The sequence below is a fragment of the Pseudonocardia sediminis genome, from assembly GCF_004217185.1.
Lineage (GTDB): Bacteria > Actinomycetota > Actinomycetes > Mycobacteriales > Pseudonocardiaceae > Pseudonocardia > Pseudonocardia sediminis.
The window spans coordinates 3,932,728-3,949,759 of the sequence record NZ_SHKL01000001.1; the positions used below are offsets into that span (position 1 = coordinate 3,932,728).

Consider the following 17,032-nt stretch of genomic DNA (forward strand, 5'->3'; position numbering starts at 1 on the left):
TCGCGAGCCGGTGCGGCCCTACGGCCCGGCGACGATCCCGCGGTCGTGGAGCGCCGCGATCTCCCCCGACCCCAGACCGAGGACGTCGGCGAGGACCTCGTCGGTGTCGCGGCCCAGCTCCGGTGCCTCACCCGTGCCGCCGTGCTCGCCGTTCCAGCGCATCGGGGACCGTGCGGTGATCGACGACCCCGCGTCGCCGGGCAGCGCCATGTCCGACAGCACCGGGTGGCTCCCCGCCCGGTGCGAGGCCACCACGTCACTCATCCCCTGGTAGCGGCTCCACAGCACGCGGGCGGAGTCGAGCTCGTCGGACACCGTCGCGTAGTCGCGTGCCGCGAACCAGGGCTTGAGGATCGCCGCGATCGTGTCGCGCAGCCGGTAGCGGTCGGACTCGGCCGTCAGGTCGGCGTCGAGGGCCTGCTCCAGCGCGGCGAAGACCTCCTCGGTGCCGGTGACCGTGCGCAAGGCCGCCCACTGGGCCGGCGTCAGCGCCACGACCATCACCCGCGGACCGTCGGAGCAGGCGAAGTCCACCCCGAAGCTGCCGTAGACGTGGTTGCCGTGCCGCGGGCGTTCCCCGCCGCGCTCGGCCGCCTCGGACAGCCAGCCGAGGTTCGCGACGCCGGCCAGCGCCACGTCGGCCAGCGCCAGCTCGACGTAGGCGCCCCGGCCGGTGCGGGAGCGCTCGTAGAGCGCGGCCAGCACGGCGGTCGAGACGCTCAGGCCGGTCACCAGGTCCCACGCCGGCAGCACGTGGTTGACCGGCGCGCCGCCCTCCTCGGTGCCGGTGATGCCGGGGATCCCGACCTCGGCGTTGACCGTGTAGTCCACGGCCGGGCGCCCGTCCGGGTAGCCCTGCACGCGGACGTGCACCAGGTCGGACCGCTGCCCCACGAGCACGTCGTTGGACATCCACCGGCGCCCGACCACGTTGTCCACCAGGACCCCGCGGTCCGGGCCCGGGGCGGTGATCAGCCCGGTCACGAGCTCGCGCCCCTCGTCGGAACGCATGTCCACCGCGACCGAGCGCTTGCCCTTGTTCAGCGAGGTCCAGTAGTAGGACTCCGCGTCCGCCGGACCGGCGCCGTTGCCGACGACCGGCCAGCGGCGGTGGTCCGCTCCCCCGCCGATCGGGTCGATGCGGACCACCGAGGCCCCGAGCTGCGCCAGCGTCATGCCGCCCGTGGGGCCGGCCACGAAGCTGGCGCACTCGACGACCTGCAGGCCGTGCAGCGGTCTGTCCACCGCGTCGTCCATCGGGCTCAGCGGGCCGACTCGGCGCGCTTCGGGAGCACCCACCCGGGCCGCACGAAGTGGCACGTGTAGCCATACGGGTACTTCTGCAGGTAGTCCTGGTGGTCCTCCTCGGCCTGCCAGAAGTCCCCGGCCGGGGCGACGTCGGTGGTCACGCGGCCGGGCCAGATGCCCGAGGCGTCGACGTCGGCGATCGTGTCCAGCGCGACCTGCTTCTGCTCGTCGGAGAGGTAGTAGATCGCGGAGCGGTAGCTGCGGCCGATGTCGTTGCCCTGACGGTCCTTCGTCGACGGGTCGTGGATCTGGAAGAAGAACTCCAGGATCTCCCGGAACGAGATCACCGCGGGGTCGAAGACGACCTCGACGGCCTCGGCGTGGTCGCCGTGGTTGCGGTACGTCGCGTTCTTGGTGTCGCCACCGGAGTAGCCGACCCGGGTCGAGATCACCCCGGGACGCTTGCGCAGCAGTTCCTGCGCGCCCCAGAAACAGCCTCCGGCCAGGATCGTGGTCTCGGTCGCCATCGTGTTCCTTCCCTGTCGTCCCTCGCGTCCGGCGTAGTGGTACCCGAACGCTCCATGGGAGGAACGCCCCGGCGCGGAACGATGTTCCTTCCCGATCATCGGGCCCGGCGCCGTGCGGCGCGGACCAGGACGCCGAAGCCGTCCAGGGTCCGCCGCAGGCCGGACTCGAAGAGCCGGTCGAGGTCGAACGGATAGTCCTCCGGGCCGTCGGTCAGGCGGGCCAGGGCGGGGAAGTCACCGGTCGCCAGCGCCGCGCCGATCGGGTCGGCCTGCGCGGCCCAGGTGTCGGCGTCGAGGCCGGTGTCGGCCTGCGCGGCCGCCTCCGGGGCGAGGTTCACCGCCGCGCCGCGCACATAGCCGAACAGGATCAGGTGCAGCTCCAGGCGGGCGTGCGGGTGCAGCGCGGTGTCCTCCAGCGCGCGGGCGGCGTACTCGGCGTGGCGGAGCAGGCCCGGGATCGCCTGGGGCCGGGTCATCGACACGACCTGGGCGAGCCACGGGTGGGCTCGGTAGATCTCCCACTGCCGCCGCGCGGTCGTCTCCAGCCCGGAGCGCCAGCCGGACGGGGCGGTGTGCGGCGGGGGCGCGCCGTCGAACGCGGCGCCGATCATGAGCCGGACCAGCTCGTCCTTGCCTCCGACGCGGCGGTGCAGCGACATCGTCGGCGTCCCGACCTCCGCGGCGAGCGCGCGCAGCGACACCGCGGGGAGGCCGCCGTCGTCGGCGAGGGCGATCGCGCGGGTGACGATCGCGGCGCGGTCCCCGTCGACGGCGCGTGCGCCCGGCCGGGGGCGCTCCGGGACGGTCCCGGCCGCGACGACCGACCCCGACCGCGGCCCGGGAGGACGGTGCATCTGCATCTGCATCCGCATGTAAGCCTTTACGATCACGTCGGTAGCATCCGTCGCCGTGACTGATGCGAACCGACGCCGGACGGGACGGCCGCCGCTGACCGACCGCGCGACCTTGCTCGCCGCGGCCCGCCGGATCGGATTCGTGGACCTCACCGTGGGCACCGTGACCGCGGACGTCGGCGTCAAGTACTCCACGTTCTACCGGCACTTCAGCAGCTTCGAGGCCCTGCTCTGCGCGCTCGTCGACCAGGTGCTGGACGAGACGGCGTTCCCCGAGCCCGGCCCGGACTGGCGTGAGCACCTGGCGCGGACGTCGGCGACGATGTTCGACGTGCTGCGCCGCCATCCCGGCCTGGGCCAGGTGCTGGTCCGGCTGCCCCAGCGCCCGGACCGTCTCGTCCGGATCTGGGCCGGGACCACCGACGTCCTGCTGGCGGCCGGGTTCAGCGCGAAGGACACCGTCCTCGGCACCACCGGCGCGTTCGAGCTGGCGATCCACCCCTGGATCGACAGCCCCGGCACCGGGGCCGGGGCCCCGATCCGCCGGGACCAGGCCCAGGACCCGCGGCACCCGATCGACGACCGCGTCCGGCGCGCGATGGCCGACGCCGTCGACGACCCGCCGGCCGCCTGGATCGACGACAAGGTCGACCTGCTGGTCGAGGGCCTCGCGGCACGGCTGCCCGCCACCTGCTGACGTCGGGCACCGGCCCCGGACTGCTCAGGGGCGATCAGGTGACGGTGCGATTGCGGCATCCTCACGCATCGTGACTCCCCGCCCGGTCACTGCCACGATGCCGTGCGTGGGCACCGACAGGGTGGACCGTCCCGCCGAGACCCGGGTGGTCACGGCGTTCCTGGACGCGGCCGCACGGGCGCCCGCCGCGCTGGTGATCGACGGCGAGCCGGGCATCGGCAAGACGACGCTGTGGCGGGCCGCACTCGAGCGCGCCCACCGGCGCGGGTTCCGGGCCCTGGCCGCGCGCCCCGCCGAGGCGGAGTCGCGGATGGCGTACGCGACGGTGGCCGACCTGCTCGCCGACGTCGACCCCGCGGACCTGCACGCGCTCCCCCACCCCCAGCGCCGGGCCGTCGACCGGGTCCTCCTGCACACGGACGACGGGGACGGGGGCCGGGGTGCGACGACCGACCACCGGGTGCTCGGTGCCGCTCTGCTGTCGGTGACGACGCTGCTCGCCGAGCGCAGCCCGGTCCTCCTGGCGCTGGACGACCTGCAGTGGATCGACCCGTCCAGCCGGCAGGTGATCGCGTTCGCCGCCCGGCGGCTCGCCGGTCCCGCGGGCGTCCTGGCCACGGCGCGTCCGACCCCGGACGGCCTCGACGCCGCGGCCTGGCTGCAGCTCTCCGAGCCCGGGGCCCGCCGCGGCATCCGGGTCGAGCCGATGAGCCTCGGCGCGCTGCACGGTGTCGTGGCCGAGCGGACCGGCCGCTCGCTCCCCCGCCCGGCGATGGCCCGGATCCACGAGGTGTCCGGCGGGAACCCGTTCTACGCGCTCGAGCTCGCCCGCACGATCGATCCCGCCTCGACCGACGTGGCGCCGCCGCTGCCGGCCACGCTCGCCGAGCTGGTCCGCGCCCGGGTCGGCGGGGTGGGCCCGGAGACCGCCGGGATGCTGCTGGCGATGGCGGCGCTGGCCGACCCGACGGTCGAGCTCCTCCAGCGCGCCACCGGAGGGCACGCCGCCGCGGTGACCGGCTGGCTGGAGGAGGCCGAGAACGCCGGGGTGATCACGATCGCGGGCAACCGGCCCCGGTTCACCCACCCGCTGCTGGCCACCGGTGTCTACGCGGGGGCGACCCCGTCGCGGCGACGGCACCTGCACCGCACGCTCGCGACGATCGTCGACCAGCCCGAGCTCCGCGCCCGGCACCTGGCGCTGGCCACGATCCGCGGCGACGACGAGACCCTCGACGCCCTCGACGACGCCGCGGCGCGGGCCCGGGCGCGGGGAGCACCGGCGGCCGCCGCCGAGCTGCTGACCCTCGCGATCGGCCTGGGCGGCGACACCCCGCCGCGGCGGATGCGCCTGGCCCGCCACCACCTCGACGCCGGCGACACCGAGGCCGCCCGCCGGACGCTCGAGGAGACCGTCGCGTCGCTGGAGGCGGGCCCGCTGCGGGCGCAGGTGCTGAGCCTGCTCGCGATGGTCCGGCTGCACGACGACAGCTACCTCGACGCCGCCGGCCTGCTCGAACAGGCCCTCGACGAGGCCGGCGACGACACCGGCCTGCGCGGGCAGGTCCTGGTCGAGCTGCCGTACGCCCTGGTCAACCTCGGGCGCGTGGGGGAGGCGGTGCAGCTCGTGGAGCGTGCGGTGACGGTCAGCGAGGACATCGGGGACGTCCCGCTGCTGAGCCGGGCCCTCGGGATGCGGGTCGTGCTGCGTTTCATGGCCGGGCACGGGGCCGACGAGACCGGCCTGCACCGCGCGACCGCGCTGGAGGACCGCGGGTCCGTGGCACCGGTGATGTTCCGGCCCAGCGTGCTGCAAGGGCTGATGCTCGCCTGGACCGGCCGCCTGGGGGAGGCCCACGAGGTGATGACGGCGCTGCGGCAGCGCTGCGTCGACCGCGGGGAGGAGAACGATCTCGTCTTCATGGGGTTCCACAGCGTGCTGACCGAGATCTGGCGCGGCGACCTCGCCGGCGCCACCCTGATCGCCGAGGACTCCATGGAACGCGCACGCCAGCTGGGCACCGACGTGCCGCTCGCCGTCGCGCTGTCCCTGCGGGCGATGGTCGCCGCCCTCGACGGCCGCGCCGACGAGGCCCGCCGTTGCGCGCTGGAGGCGCTGGCCACGTACCGGCGCTGCGACTGGCACACCCTCGAGGAGTGGCCGATCTCGACCCTGGGGTTCCTGGAGCTGTCCCTCGGCGAGGACGAGGCCGCGCTCACCACACTGGAACCACTGATCGGACGGGCCCGGGCCGGGAAGGACGGCATGGGCGAGATCGTCACCTCGTCGTTCGTCCCGGACGCGGTGGAGGCGCTGGTCGGGACCGGTCGTCTCGATGAGGCCCGGACGCTGCTCGACGACTTCGACGAGCGCGGCCACGCCCTGCGCCGCGACTGGACGCTGGCCACCGCCGCGCGGTGCCGGGCCCTGCTGCTCGCCGCGGAGGGCGACGTCGAGGGGGCGACCGCCGCCGCGGAGCGGGCGATCGGGATCCACCGCGACCTGCCGATGCCGTTCGAGCGCGCCCGCACGCTGCTGGTGCTGGGCCGGCTGCAACGCCGGGCCCGGCGCAAGGGTGCCGCGGCGGAGACGTTGCGCGCGGCGCTGGAGGTGTTCGACGCCCTGCCCGCACCGCTCTGGGCCGCCCGGGCCCGCGCCGAGCTCGACCGTGTCGGCCCCGGCCCGGCCCGGACCTCGGTGCTCACCCCCTCCGAGCAGCGCGTCGCCGAGCTCGCCGCCTCGGGGATGACCAACCGCGAGGTGTCGGCGGCGCTGTTCATCAGCCCCAAGACGGTCGAGGCGAACCTCTCGCGGGTCTACCGCAAGCTCGGCATCCACTCCCGCGCGGAGCTCGGCCGTCGGGTGCTGGATCTGTGAGACGTAGGGAAACACCCGATTCGGGCGCGGGGTCGCGGCCCTAGCGTCGGCGCCATGTCCATCCCGTTGTCCGTGCGGCAGCGCTACCTCGTCGAGTGGTACCACCCCGACGCGACACCGGAGGCCCTGGAACGGCGCGTCGCCGCCGTCACCGCGAACGCCGCCGCCCGCAGCGCGGACGACGGTGTCGCGTTGCTGACCACGTTCCTGTTGCCCAGCGACGAGGTCGTGTTCGGCGTGTTCGCCGCGCGCTCGGGCGAGGCGGTCGCCGACGTGTGCCGCCGGTCCGGCTACCCCGCCGGGCGGGTCAGCGAGGCCGTCGAGGCGACCGCGCCGGGGACGGAGGGCCACACCCGATGACACCGTCGGACATGCCCCGGCCGGCGCACCGGGCGCTGGAGTCCCGGACCGTCCTGATCGTCGACGACCACCAGCTGGTGGGGTCCTCGCTCGAGCACGGCCTGCGTGCCGAGGACGAGGACGCCCACTACCACCCCACCGGGTCGGCCCGGGCCGTGCTCGAGACCGCGGCCCGCTACCGGCCCGGCCTGGTCGTGCTGGACCTCGACCTCGGGCGCGACGAGGACGGGAGGCGGATCGACGGCGTCGAGCTGATCCCGGCGCTGCGGCGGGCCGGGTGGCGGGTGCTGGTGCTCTCCAGCAGCTCGAACGCCGCCCGGATCGGGTCCGCGCTGGCCGCGGGCGGGTACGTCTGGATCTCGAAGAACGCGCCGTTCCCGCAGCTGCTGCTCGCGGTCCGGGAGGCCCGGGCCGGCCGGTCGGTGCTGTCGGGGGACCAGCGCGAGCGGCTGATCGGTCTGCACCGCAAGCACGAGCGCGACCAGCACGAGCTGACGGTGAAGCTGGCGCGGCTGACCCCGCGCGAGCACGAGGTGCTGGCCCAGCTCGCGGAGGGCAAGCGCGCGCAGGCGATCGCCAGCCACTTCGTCGTCTCGGTGCCGACCGTGCGGACGCAGGTCCGGGCCGTCCTCGGCAAGCTCGAGGTCGGCTCCCAGCTCGAGGCCGTCGCGCTGTTCCGCGGGACCGCCCGGCACTCCGTCACTCAGCACTCCGCCAGCCGGCACTGAGTGTCGCCCGCGGCGCCTCAGCCGCCCGACAACGCGATCAGCTTCCGCACGGTGTTGAGGTTGCGCGCGGTGCCGGGCACGCCCAGCGCCCGGCCGATCGAGGCGTCCTTCATCTGCGGACGACCGGCCCCGGTGCTGTAGCGGATATGCATCTCGCGGCCGTCGACGTCCCAGAGGTCGTCCCCGACGGCGAACGTCCGCGCCTTCGCGATCGCGGCCGCGGTGGGCGCCCGCAGCAGGAACGACACGTAGGACCACTTCGGTTCGACCACCTCGAAGGGGTGCGCCGCCAGGGCGTCGGCCAGCTCCCGGGGCGTGCGGGAGATCGCCTCCCGGAAGAACCCGTGCTCGGCCTCCACCGCACGCTCCAGGGAGCGGTCGAACTCGTCCGGGTCGCCGGGGACGTCGGCGACCAGGTTCCCGCTGGCGATGTAGGTCCGGGGGTCGACCGCGCCGAGCCCGCCCGCGATCTCCCGCAGCGAGGCCATCGGCAACGGCGCACCGCCGACGTTCACCGCACGCAGGAGGACCACCCGGACGCCCATGGGTCGCAGTATGACGCGGCCGCCGCATCGCTCCACCCCCGCCACCGCGACGCTCCACCCGACGCCGGACCGACACCCGCTGTTCGCGTTCGGCCCGCCGCCCCCGAGATCCCGGTGACGTGGCCGGGGTGAACGCCGACGACAGGGACGACGTGGACGACGCCGTGATGACCGTGAACGAGGCGGCCGGCAACGCGGTCGAGCACGCCTACGACCCACCCGGCGACGGGACCGTGTCGGTATCGGTCCGGACCGGGCCGGGCCGGTGTGCGGGAGCGGCGACCGGGTACAGCGCCGAGATGGACGCGTCCCTCACCTTCGTCGGCACGGCCACCACCGTGCTGCGGCTCGGCCGGCACACCCTGCTCACCGACCCCAACTTCCTGCGCCGCGGCCAGAGGGCCGACCTGGGCTACGGGCTGTCCTCGCGGAGGCTGACCGAGCCGTCGACCACCATCGCCGACCTCCCGCGCCTCGACGCCGTCCTGCTCTCGCACCTGCACGGCGACCACTTCGACGGCGTGGCCCGCCGCGAGCTCGACCACGCCCTGCCGGTGCTGACCACCCCCGCGGCCGCGCAGCAGCTCGGGAGGTGGGGGTTCGGGGCGGCCACCGGCCTGCGGACCTGGGAGTCCCACGTCCTCGGCGACGACGCCGAACGCGTCCGGGTCACCGCGGTACCCGGGCAGCACGGGCCCGCACTGCTGCACCGCGCGCTCCCGTCGGTGATGGGCAGCATCGTCGACCTCGAACGGCGCGGGCACCGCTCGCTGCGGATCTATATCACCGGCGACACCCTGAACGTCCCGGCGCTGCGCGAGGTCCGTGCGCGCTTCCCCGACGTCGACGTGATGATCGCCCACCTGGGAGGCACGCGGGTCGCCGGCGTCCTGGTGACGATGGACGCCGTGCAGGGCGCCGACCTGGTCGACGTCATCCGGCCCGGGTCGGTGGTCCCGGTGCACTTCGACGACTACGGCGTGTTCCGCTCGCCGCTCACCCACTTCACCGACGAGATGCGCCGCCGCGGGACGTCGGACCAGGTCCGGTACGTCGCCCGCGGCGAGACCGTCTCGCTGCCGGCCCGCCCGGTGCCGGACCGGACGAGCCTGGACCCGGCGCTGCGCCCGGCCTGAACCCGTCAGTCCTGCTCCGGGCCGCCGGTCTCGTCGCCCGCGGTGGCTCCGGGTTCCCGGCCCGGGGGCTCGGCCGGGACGGCGTGCACGTCGTTGGCGACGGCCAGGTCGTGCTCGAGCCGCTCGGCGTCGGCCTCGTCGGCGGGGCCGGACTCCTTCTCGGGGTCGTTCGTCATCGGTTCCGTCCTCTCGTGGGGGTCTGCAGGTCGGGATGTCAGGGCCGGTCCAGGACGGACCGCACCTGCTCGGCGACGACGAGGTCCTCCCTCGCACCGACGACCAGGCTCGTCACGGCGGAGCCGTCCGGGGAGATCACGGCGTCTCCCCCGCCGTCGGCCCGCTCGTTGCGACCGTGGTCGAGCGCGATGCGCAGGAACCCGAGCCCGTCGGTGATCCGTGCGCGCATCCCGGGCCGGTGCTCGCCCACCCCGCCGCTGAACGTCAGCGCGTCGATCCCGCCCATCGCCGCGACCATCGCCGCGACCTGCGCGCGGGCCCGATGCGCCCACACCTGGAGCGCGAGGACGGCCTCCGGGTCGCCGCGCCCGGCGGCCTCCTCGACCACCCGGGTGTCCGACCGCCCGGTCAGCCCCAGCAGACCGCTGTGCCGGTCCAGGTCCTCGGCGACCTCGGCGCGGTCGAGCCCCCGCTCGACGAGCCAGAGCGGGACCGCCGGGTCGAGGTCGCCGCTGCGGGTGCCCATCACGAGCCCGGCCGTGGGCGTGAACCCCATCGTCGTGTCGACCGAGACCCCGCCGTGGATCGCGCACAGCGACGCCCCGGACCCGAGGTGGGCGTTGACGATCCGCAGGTCCCCGACCGGCCGGCCGAGGATCTGCGCGGTGCGCCGGGCCGCCCACTCGTGGGCCAGGCCGTGGAACCCGTAGCGCCGGACGCCGAACTCGTCGCGCCAGCGGGCCGGGACCGCGTAGGTGCTCGCCGCCGCCGGCATCGTGGCGTGGAACGCGGTGTCGAAGCACGCGACCTGCCCGACACCCGGAAGCGCCTCGCGGGTGTGGCGCAGCGCCGCGACGGCGGGGCCCTGGTGCAGCGGGGCCAGCGTGCGCAGGCGCTCGATCCGGTCCAGGACGTCGTCGTCGACCCGGACCGGGCCGGTGAACTCCGTCCCCCCGTGCACGACGCGGTGCCCCACGCCGTCCGGGTCGGCCGTGCCCGTCAGGAACCGCGCGATGCCGCCGGCGGCGTCGTCCGGGTCGACCGAGTCGGTGCGCTCGGTGCCGGTGCCGTCGAGCAGCGAGAGCTTCACCGACGACGAGCCGGCGTTGACCACCAGGATCCGGCTCATACCGGCCACACCCACTCGACGACGTCCGGGGCGTCCTCGCCGTGGCGGCGGGTGTGGTCGCGGCAGCGCAGCCGCTCGTCGCCCATGTACTGGCGCAGCCCCGCCTCGGCGACGGAGAGGCCCGGCACCCGGTCGATGACGTCCATGACCAGGCTGAACCGGTCCAGCTCGTTCATCATCACCATGTCGAAGGGGGTCGTGGTGGTGCCCTCCTCCTTGTAGCCGCGCACGTGGATGTTGGTGTGGTTGGCCCGCCGGTAGGTCAGACGGTGGATCAGCCAGGGGTAACCGTGGTAGGCGAAGATCACCGGCCGGTCCCGGGTGAACAGGCCGTCGAAGTCGCGGTGCGAGAGCCCGTGCGGGTGCTCGCGCTCGTCCTGCAGCCGCATCAGGTCCACGACGTTGACCAGCCGCACCTTCAGGTCCGGCAGGTGCGTGCGCAGCAGGTCCACCGCGGCCAGCGCCTCGATCGTCGGGACGTCCCCGGCGCACCCGAGCACGACGTCGGGCTCGGAGCCGGCGTCGTTGCTCGCCCACTCCCAGATCCCGACGCCGCGTGCGCAGTGCGCCACCGCGGCCTCCGGGTCGAGCCACTGCGGCTGCTCGTTCTTGCCGGTGATCACGACGTTGACCAGGTCGCGGCTGCGCAGGCAGTGCTCCATCGTCGCGAGCAGGGTGTTCGCGTCCGGCGGGAGGTAGGCCCGGACGATCTCCGGCTTCTTGTTCAGCACGTGGTCGAGGAACCCGGGGTCCTGGTGGGAGAAGCCGTTGTGGTCCTGGCGCCACACGTGGCTGGTCAGCAGGTAGTTCAGCGACGCGATCGGGCGCCGCCACGGGATCGAGCGGCTGGCCTCGAGCCACTTGGCATGCTGGTTGAACATCGAGTCGACGATGTGTACGAACGCCTCGTAGCAGTTGAACAGCCCGTGCCGTCCGGTCAGCAGGTAGCCCTCCAGCCAGCCCTGGCACAGCTGCTCGTTGAGCACCTCCAGGACGCGCCCGCGCGGGCCCACGTGCTCGTCGCCGTCGCGGCGCTCGCCGAGGAACTGCCGGTCGGTCACCTCGAACAGCGCCTGCAGCCGGTTCGACGCCGTCTCGTCCGGCCCCATCACCCGGAAACCGTCCGGGTTCGCGCGCGCCACCTCGCCCAGCCAGACGCCCAGCGTCCCGGTCGCGCTCGCGTTCGCGATGCCCGGCGCCGGGACCTCGACGGCGAACTCCCGGATCCCGGGTGCGCGCAGGTCGCGCAGCAGCTCGCCGCCGTTGGCGTGCGGCGTGGCGCTGAGCCGGTGCGACCCGACCGGGGACACCGCGAGCACCTCGGCCCGGGGGCGGCCGTCGTCGTCGAAGAGCTCGTCGGGGCGGTAGGAGCGCAGCCACTCCTCCAGCTGGCGCCGGTGCCCCTCGTCGTCGCGCACGCCGGTCAGCGGGACCTGGTGCGCCCGCCACGTCCCCTCGACCTGCTGCCCGTCGACGACGGTCGGCCCGGTCCAGCCCTTCGGCGTGATCAGCACCAGCATCGGCCAGCGCGGCCGCTCGACCTCGGCGCCCGCCGCGTACTGCTCGGCGGCGCGGGAGCGGATCCGGTCGATCTCGGCCGTGATCTCGTCGACGACCTCGGCCATGCGCTCGTGCACGGCCATCGTGTCCTCGCCGTCGAACCCGCCCTCCAGCACGTAGGGCCGATGCCCGTGGCCCTCCATCTGGGCCAGCAGCTCGCTGCGGGGTATCCGGTCCAGCACCGTCGAGTTGGCGATCTTGTAGCCGTTGAGGTGCAGCACCGGCAGCACGGTGCCGTCGTGCACCGGGTGCAGGAACTTGTTCGACTGCCACGAGCCGGCCAGTGCCCCGGTCTCCGCCTCGCCGTCGCCGATCACGCACGTGACCAGCACATCCGGGTTGTCGAACGCGGCCCCGTAGGCGTGCGCCAGCGAGTACCCGAGCTCGCCACCCTCGTTGATCGAGCCGGGCACGGTCGGCGCGGCGTGGCTCGGGATGCCGCCGGGGAAGGAGAACTGGCGGAACAGCTCGGCCATGCCCTCGCCGTCGCGGGAGACGTGGCTGTAGCGCTCGGTGTAGGTGCCCTCCAGCCAGGCCGCGGCGACGACGGCCGGCCCGCCGTGGCCGGGGCCGGTGACGAACAACGACTCCCGGTCGTCGCGGGCGATCACCCGGCTCATGTGGGCCCACAGGAACGTCAGGCCGGGTGTGGTGCCCCAGTGCCCGAGCAGGCGCGGCTTGATGTGCTCGCGGGACAACGGCTCACGCAGCAACGGGTTGGACATCAGGTAGATCTGCCCGACGGAGAGGTAGTTCGCAGCGCGCCACCACGCGTCCAGGGCGGTCAGCTCGGCGAGCCGCTCGGCGTGCGTGCGATCACTACTGGTCGACAGGCTCATCGGAGACGCCTACCCCGCCCCGGCCCCGTCAAGCGTCACCGGGGCCGCAGCCCTAACCTGACCGGCCGTGGCCTACGACGACCTCGTCCCCGACCTCGAACGGGCCAACGCGGCCCGGATGTACGACTACCTGCTCGGCGGAGCGCACAACTTCGCCGTCGACCGGGAGGCGGCCGAGCATGCGCTCGCCCGGCGGGCGGACCTCGGGGAGGTCGCGCGGGCCAACCGCCGGTTCCTGGGCCGGGTGGTGCGCCGGTGCCTCGACGAGGGGATCGGCCAGTTCCTCGACCTCGGTTCCGGGGTCCCGACCGTCGGCAACGTGCACGAGATCGCGCACGCCGGTGCCCCGGACGCCCGGGTCGCCTACGTCGACATCGAGCCGGTCGCCGTCGCGGCCGGGCGCAGCCTCGTCGCCGGGTCCGACCTGGTCACCGTCACCCACGGCGACCTGCGCGACCCCGCCGCCGTGCTGGGCGCCCCCACCGTCGCGCAGCATCTCGACCTGACCCGCCCGGTCGCGGTGCTCGCCGTCGCGGTGCTGCACTTCGTGCCCGGCGACCTGACGGCGCTGCTGGCCGGGTACCGGGACGCGCTGGTCCCGGGCAGCGTCCTGGCGCTGAGCCACGGCAGCGACGACGTCGACGACCCGGAGCTCGCGGCCCGGGTGCGGGCCGGCGTCGAGGCCTACCGCGGGACGGCCAGCGAGGCCCACCTGCGCACCCGCGCCGAGATCGTCGACGCCCTCGGCGGCGCGGACGCCCTCCTGCCGCCGGGTCTGGTCGACCTCGAGGACTGGCCCGACGCACAGGACACGCGCCCGGCCACCGGGATGGTCGGGGCCGTGGCCCGGATCGGCTGAGCCGGCCGGCGATCCGCGTGCACTCCGGGCGGACCGGGTAGTCCCCGCCCATGCCCACCGACCGCTTCGACGGCTCGATCGCCGGCCTGGGCACGCCCGCCGGCCTGCGCGTGGTCGTCGGCCACTGGCCGGACTCCCCGCTCGGCGCGTTCACCGACGTCATGGTCGAGACCTCCGACGGGCACCGCGTCCTGCTGGCCCCGGACCGGCGGGTCGCCGACTTCGTGACGGCCACCTACTCCTTCGACGAGGTGCGGCTCGGGCCGGTCGCGCACACCGTCCGGGGTGACCGGTGCCAGGTCGTGGCCGGGCCGCTGGAGTGCGCGTTCCGGGTCGGTCCGCGTTCGGCACTCGGCCTGGCACTGCGGGCGGTGCCCGCGCGCCTGGCGACCGACCCGCGCTGGGTCTCGGCGATCGACGCCGTCGCCCGGCGGGTGCTGCCCGGAGTCCGCACCGTCGGCAGCGCCGGAGGCGGGCGCACCGAGTACTACTGCGCGCGCGACATGCACCGGATCGAGGCCGCCGTCGTGCGGTGGGACGGCCGGGACCAGGGCGGACTCGCCCCGGTCCGGCCGCCGGTACGGTTCGGCTTCGGCTCGACGCCGGCCGCACCGTCACTCGTCCGGATCACCACGCTCGTCGACGTGCCGGGGTTGTGATCCCCGGCCGTGCCGCGGGCGGAGAATCCCCGCCATGGACCCCACCCCGCCCGCCTCGTCGCCGTCCGACCCGTCGCCGGCCGACCGGAAGCGCTGGCGCCGGATGCTCGCCGACGAGCGCGAGGAGTCCAAGGTCTACCGCGACCTGGCCGGTCGCCGCACCGGCGACGAGCGGGAGATCCTCCTCGGCCTCGCCGATGCCGAGGAGCGCCACAGCGATCACTGGGCCCACCTGCTCGGGAGCGACGCCGCCGCGATCGGACGGGGCTCGCTGCGGATGCGGCTGCTGGCCTTCCTCGGACGGCGGTTCGGCTCGGTGTTCGTCCTCGCCCTCGCCCAGCGGGCCGAGACGCGCTCGCCGTACCGCGGCGACGCCGACGCGACACCGGCCATGGCCGCGGACGAACGGATCCACGAGGAGGTCGTGCGCGGGCTGGCCGTACGCGGCCGGGCCCGGGTGTCGGGCACGTTCCGGGCCGCGGTCTTCGGCGCGAACGACGGCCTGATCAGCAACCTCTCGCTGGTACTCGGGGTGATCGGCGGCGGCGCGTCGCGCACGACGATCCTGCTCACCGGGATCGCCGGCCTGCTCTCCGGCGCCCTGTCGATGGGCGCCGGGGAGTTCGTGTCGGTGCGCTCGCAGCGCGAGCTGCTCGCCGCGTCGGCGCCGGACACCAGCGACGCCCGGACGATCCTGCCCCAGCTCGACGTCGACGCCAACGAGCTCGCCCTCGTCTACCGGGCCCGGGGCATCCCCGCCGAGGAGGCCCGCCGTCAGGCCGAGGAGGTGCTGCGCAGCAACGACCCGGCGGCCGACGTCGAGGCGACGACGCCGGACGGGGACGGGTCCGACGTGATCGGCACCAGCGTCGGCGCCGCCGTGTCGAGTTTCCTGTTCTTCGCCACCGGCGCGGCGGTGCCGATCATCCCGTTCGTGGTCGGGTTGCAGGGCGTCACCGCGGTGGTCGTCTCGGCCGTCCTCGTCGGGCTGGCCCTGATGCTGACCGGAGCCACCGTCGGCGTGCTCTCCGGCGGGCCACCGCTGCGGCGGGCCCTGCGCCAGCTCGCGATCGGCGCCGGGGCGGCCGCGGTCACCTACGGACTCGGGACGCTGTTCGGCGCCGCCCTCGGGTGACCTCGCTACCGGGCGCGGAAGATGTGGAGCAGATGCTCCTCGACCGGTTCCTCGTCGATCTCGATCTGGTGCACCTCACGGGCCTCGTCGATCCCGCGGGCGTAGATCCGGACCCCGAAGCGCTCCCCCGGCGCCACCGCGAACACCGGCAGGTCCTCGATCTCGCCGAACGTGGTGACGACGTGCACGTCGCGCCCCGTCGCCGTCAGCGTGACCTGCTCGTCCAGGTCCCAGACGCCGCGTGCGACGGGCACCTCGGCGCCCGGATGGAACGTCTCGACCGAGACCTCGACCGGCCCGTCGAACGTCGCCGTGCGGACCACGAGGCCGCCGGCGTCGTCGGGGACCGGGTAGAGCAGCCGGTCGCCGGACCACCGCGGCGGGAAACGGAACGCCGGGCGGGTGCCGCCGTGCACGAGGTAGTAGCGGGAGCCCTCGATGTGGGGCACCACCGTTGCGCGCACGTCTCGCCTTCCGTGTCCGTCGACGCCGGGTGACCCGGGCGTCGCCGGGAGGCGCGGCACCACCGTATGCCCGGCCGCCGTCCACCGGGCCCGCGGGCGGTGGGCCCGGCCACAGAGTGCGCCGGTGGGGAAGCCCGGGCGACGATCATCCGTTGAGGAGGGTGACCGCCTCGCGCGAGGAGGCCCGCCCACCGCCGTCGTGGGCCGTGCTCCGTGAGCCCACCGTGCCGTTCCCGGGAGGACTCGCATGTCGACCGCCACCACGACCCCCGCCGTGACCCCCGCCACGACCCCCGCCGCGACCGGCGACGTCGTCCTGCTCAACAACGGCGTCACCATGCCGCGGCTCGGCTTCGGCGTGTCCGAGGTGCACGACGCCGAGGCCGCCGTCGGCGAGGCGCTGCGGGCGGGCTACCGCAGCATCGACACCGCGGAGGTCTACGGGAACGAGGACGGTGTCGGCGCGGCGATCGCGGCGTCCGGCGTCCCGCGCGACGAGCTGTTCGTCACCACCAAGATCTGGAACGACGACCAGGGCTTCGACCGGGCGATGCGCGCGGCCGGGGAGAGCCTGGACCGGCTCGGCCTCGACCACGTCGACCTCTACCTCGTGCACTGGCCGACCCGCGAGCACGACGACTGCGTCCGGACCTGGGGCGCCATGGAGACCCTGCTCGCCGACGGCCGGACGCGCGCGATCGGCGTCTCGAACTTCCGGCGCTCGCACCTGGAGCGGGTGATCGGCCTGGGCGGCACCGTCCCGGCGGTCAACCAGATCGAGCTGCACCCCTGGCTCGAGCAGCACGACCTGCGCGCGATGCACGCCGAGCACGGCATCGTCACCGAGGCCTGGAGCCCGCTGGGACGCGGCAAGCTGCTCGACGAGCCGGTGATCACCGGGATCGCACGGCGCCTGGGCCGCTCGCCCGCCCAGGTGGTGCTGCGCTGGCACCTGCAGCAGGGCACGGTCGTCATCCCGAAGTCGAACTCACCGGAGCGGATCGCCGAGAACCGGGCAGTCTGTGACTTCGCGCTGAGCCCGCAGGACATGTTCGCGGTCTCCACCCTGGACGTCGCCGGCGGCGCCGGCCGGATCGGCCCCGTTCCCGACGACCCGGCCTCCGCGCCCCGCTGACGTCACGGGCGGGGCCCGCGACCGCGTCGACGTGTGCCCGTCCGAAACGTGCCCGGGCCGGTGACATTCGACGCCCGTCCCATCGGATGGTCACCGCCCTCA

Annotated in this window: 17 protein-coding genes; 9 read left to right on the forward strand and 8 right to left on the reverse strand. The window is 74.6% G+C overall.

Translation table 11 applies throughout. From position 1 onward, the window contains the following. Positions 1-18: 18 nt before the first annotated feature. The 3 genes from EV383_RS18115 to EV383_RS18125 form a co-directional block, all read right to left on the reverse strand. Positions 19-1,245: a CoA transferase gene (locus EV383_RS18115; protein ID WP_242623177.1), complete on the reverse strand. Its 1,227-nt coding sequence runs from the start codon at positions 1,243-1,245 to the stop codon at positions 19-21. Positions 1,246-1,262: 17 nt separating this feature from the next. Further along, positions 1,263-1,775, reverse strand: coding sequence for a peptide-methionine (S)-S-oxide reductase MsrA (gene msrA / locus EV383_RS18120; RefSeq protein ID WP_130291009.1), 513 nt, complete (start codon positions 1,773-1,775; stop codon positions 1,263-1,265). 95 nt (positions 1,776-1,870) lie between these two features. After that, positions 1,871-2,665: a TetR/AcrR family transcriptional regulator gene (locus EV383_RS18125; protein ID WP_130291010.1), complete on the reverse strand. Its 795-nt coding sequence runs from the start codon at positions 2,663-2,665 to the stop codon at positions 1,871-1,873. Between the two features lie 19 nt (positions 2,666-2,684). Between EV383_RS18125 and EV383_RS18130 the strand changes: the two genes are divergently transcribed. The 4 genes from EV383_RS18130 to EV383_RS18145 all read left to right on the forward strand — a co-directional run bounded on the left by EV383_RS18130 (position 2,685) and on the right by EV383_RS18145 (position 7,292). Next, on the forward strand, positions 2,685-3,326 hold the full coding sequence (locus tag EV383_RS18130; protein WP_130291011.1) for a TetR/AcrR family transcriptional regulator: 642 nt from the start codon (positions 2,685-2,687) through the stop codon (positions 3,324-3,326). Between the two features lie 106 nt (positions 3,327-3,432). Beyond that, a complete protein-coding gene (locus EV383_RS18135) occupies positions 3,433-6,204 on the forward strand; it encodes an AAA family ATPase (RefSeq protein WP_207223571.1) in 2,772 nt (923 codons plus the stop codon). 54 nt (positions 6,205-6,258) lie between these two features. After that, on the forward strand, positions 6,259-6,564 hold the full coding sequence (locus EV383_RS18140) for a hypothetical protein (RefSeq protein ID WP_130291012.1): 306 nt from the start codon (positions 6,259-6,261) through the stop codon (positions 6,562-6,564). Further along, a complete protein-coding gene (locus EV383_RS18145; protein ID WP_242623178.1) occupies positions 6,561-7,292 on the forward strand; it encodes a response regulator in 732 nt (243 codons plus the stop codon). The genes EV383_RS18140 and EV383_RS18145 overlap by 4 nt, the downstream gene beginning before the upstream one ends. Before the next feature lie 17 nt (positions 7,293-7,309). Here EV383_RS18145 and EV383_RS18150 read toward each other — a convergent pair whose 3' ends face one another. Further along, positions 7,310-7,837 carry a DUF1697 domain-containing protein gene (locus tag EV383_RS18150; protein ID WP_130291013.1) on the reverse strand — a complete coding sequence of 176 codons (528 nt, stop codon included), beginning with the start codon at positions 7,835-7,837 and terminating at the stop codon, positions 7,310-7,312. Between the two features lie 128 nt (positions 7,838-7,965). Here EV383_RS18150 and EV383_RS18155 point away from each other — a divergent pair, with 128 nt between their 5' ends. Continuing rightward, on the forward strand, positions 7,966-8,973 hold the full coding sequence (locus tag EV383_RS18155) for an MBL fold metallo-hydrolase (protein WP_242623179.1): 1,008 nt from the start codon (positions 7,966-7,968) through the stop codon (positions 8,971-8,973). 5 nt (positions 8,974-8,978) lie between these two features. Here EV383_RS18155 and EV383_RS31250 read toward each other — a convergent pair whose 3' ends face one another. Genes EV383_RS31250 through EV383_RS18165 form a run of 3 tightly spaced genes read right to left on the reverse strand, consistent with a single transcriptional unit; the run spans position 8,979 to position 12,678 of the window. Further along, the gene (locus EV383_RS31250) at positions 8,979-9,149 is read right to left on the reverse strand and encodes a hypothetical protein (protein WP_165438393.1); all 171 of its coding nucleotides are present in this window, start codon (positions 9,147-9,149) and stop codon (positions 8,979-8,981) included. Positions 9,150-9,187: 38 nt separating this feature from the next. Next, a complete protein-coding gene (locus tag EV383_RS18160; RefSeq protein WP_130291014.1) occupies positions 9,188-10,279 on the reverse strand; it encodes an acetate/propionate family kinase in 1,092 nt (363 codons plus the stop codon). Further along, the gene (locus tag EV383_RS18165; RefSeq protein ID WP_130291015.1) at positions 10,276-12,678 is read right to left on the reverse strand and encodes a phosphoketolase family protein; all 2,403 of its coding nucleotides are present in this window, start codon (positions 12,676-12,678) and stop codon (positions 10,276-10,278) included. Before EV383_RS18165 ends, EV383_RS18160 begins: the two co-directional genes overlap by 4 nt. A gap of 67 nt (positions 12,679-12,745) precedes the next feature. Between EV383_RS18165 and EV383_RS18170 the strand changes: the two genes are divergently transcribed. From EV383_RS18170 to EV383_RS18180, 3 genes are read left to right on the forward strand one after another with little or no spacing between them, the layout of a single operon-like run. Then, positions 12,746-13,537, forward strand: a complete 792-nt coding sequence (locus EV383_RS18170) for an SAM-dependent methyltransferase (RefSeq protein WP_242623180.1) — start codon at positions 12,746-12,748, stop codon at positions 13,535-13,537. A gap of 50 nt (positions 13,538-13,587) precedes the next feature. Then, entirely contained in the window at positions 13,588-14,196 is a 609-nt protein-coding gene (locus EV383_RS18175; RefSeq protein WP_130291016.1) for a hypothetical protein, read from the forward strand. A gap of 34 nt (positions 14,197-14,230) precedes the next feature. Next, positions 14,231-15,331 carry a VIT1/CCC1 transporter family protein gene (locus EV383_RS18180; RefSeq protein WP_130291017.1) on the forward strand — a complete coding sequence of 367 codons (1,101 nt, stop codon included), beginning with the start codon at positions 14,231-14,233 and terminating at the stop codon, positions 15,329-15,331. Between the two features lie 5 nt (positions 15,332-15,336). On the opposite strand, the gene EV383_RS18185 is transcribed toward EV383_RS18180, so the two are convergent. Continuing rightward, entirely contained in the window at positions 15,337-15,795 is a 459-nt protein-coding gene (locus EV383_RS18185) for a hypothetical protein (protein WP_130291018.1), read from the reverse strand. A 337-nt stretch (positions 15,796-16,132) separates the two neighbouring features. Here EV383_RS18185 and EV383_RS18190 point away from each other — a divergent pair, with 337 nt between their 5' ends. Next, positions 16,133-16,930: an aldo/keto reductase gene (locus EV383_RS18190; protein WP_242623485.1), complete on the forward strand. Its 798-nt coding sequence runs from the start codon at positions 16,133-16,135 to the stop codon at positions 16,928-16,930. The last annotated feature ends 102 nt before the right edge of the window (positions 16,931-17,032 follow it).

Excerpts from the sequence above, each read along its gene's own strand:
- msrA (WP_130291009.1), bottom strand. The coding sequence starts at position 1,775 with ATGGCGACCGAGACCACGATCCTGGCCGGAGGCTGTTTCTGGGGCGCG.
- EV383_RS18140 (WP_130291012.1), top strand. The coding sequence starts at position 6,259 with ATGTCCATCCCGTTGTCCGTGCGGCAGCGCTACCTCGTCGAGTGGTAC.
- EV383_RS18145 (WP_242623178.1), top strand. The coding sequence starts at position 6,561 with ATGACACCGTCGGACATGCCCCGGCCGGCGCACCGGGCGCTGGAGTCC.
- EV383_RS18150 (WP_130291013.1), bottom strand. The coding sequence starts at position 7,837 with ATGGGCGTCCGGGTGGTCCTCCTGCGTGCGGTGAACGTCGGCGGTGCG.
- EV383_RS31250 (WP_165438393.1), bottom strand. The coding sequence starts at position 9,149 with ATGACGAACGACCCCGAGAAGGAGTCCGGCCCCGCCGACGAGGCCGAC.
- EV383_RS18160 (WP_130291014.1), bottom strand. The coding sequence starts at position 10,279 with ATGAGCCGGATCCTGGTGGTCAACGCCGGCTCGTCGTCGGTGAAGCTC.
- EV383_RS18165 (WP_130291015.1), bottom strand. The coding sequence starts at position 12,678 with ATGAGCCTGTCGACCAGTAGTGATCGCACGCACGCCGAGCGGCTCGCC.
- EV383_RS18175 (WP_130291016.1), top strand. The coding sequence starts at position 13,588 with ATGCCCACCGACCGCTTCGACGGCTCGATCGCCGGCCTGGGCACGCCC.
- EV383_RS18180 (WP_130291017.1), top strand. The coding sequence starts at position 14,231 with ATGGACCCCACCCCGCCCGCCTCGTCGCCGTCCGACCCGTCGCCGGCC.
- EV383_RS18190 (WP_242623485.1), top strand. The coding sequence starts at position 16,133 with ATGCCGCGGCTCGGCTTCGGCGTGTCCGAGGTGCACGACGCCGAGGCC.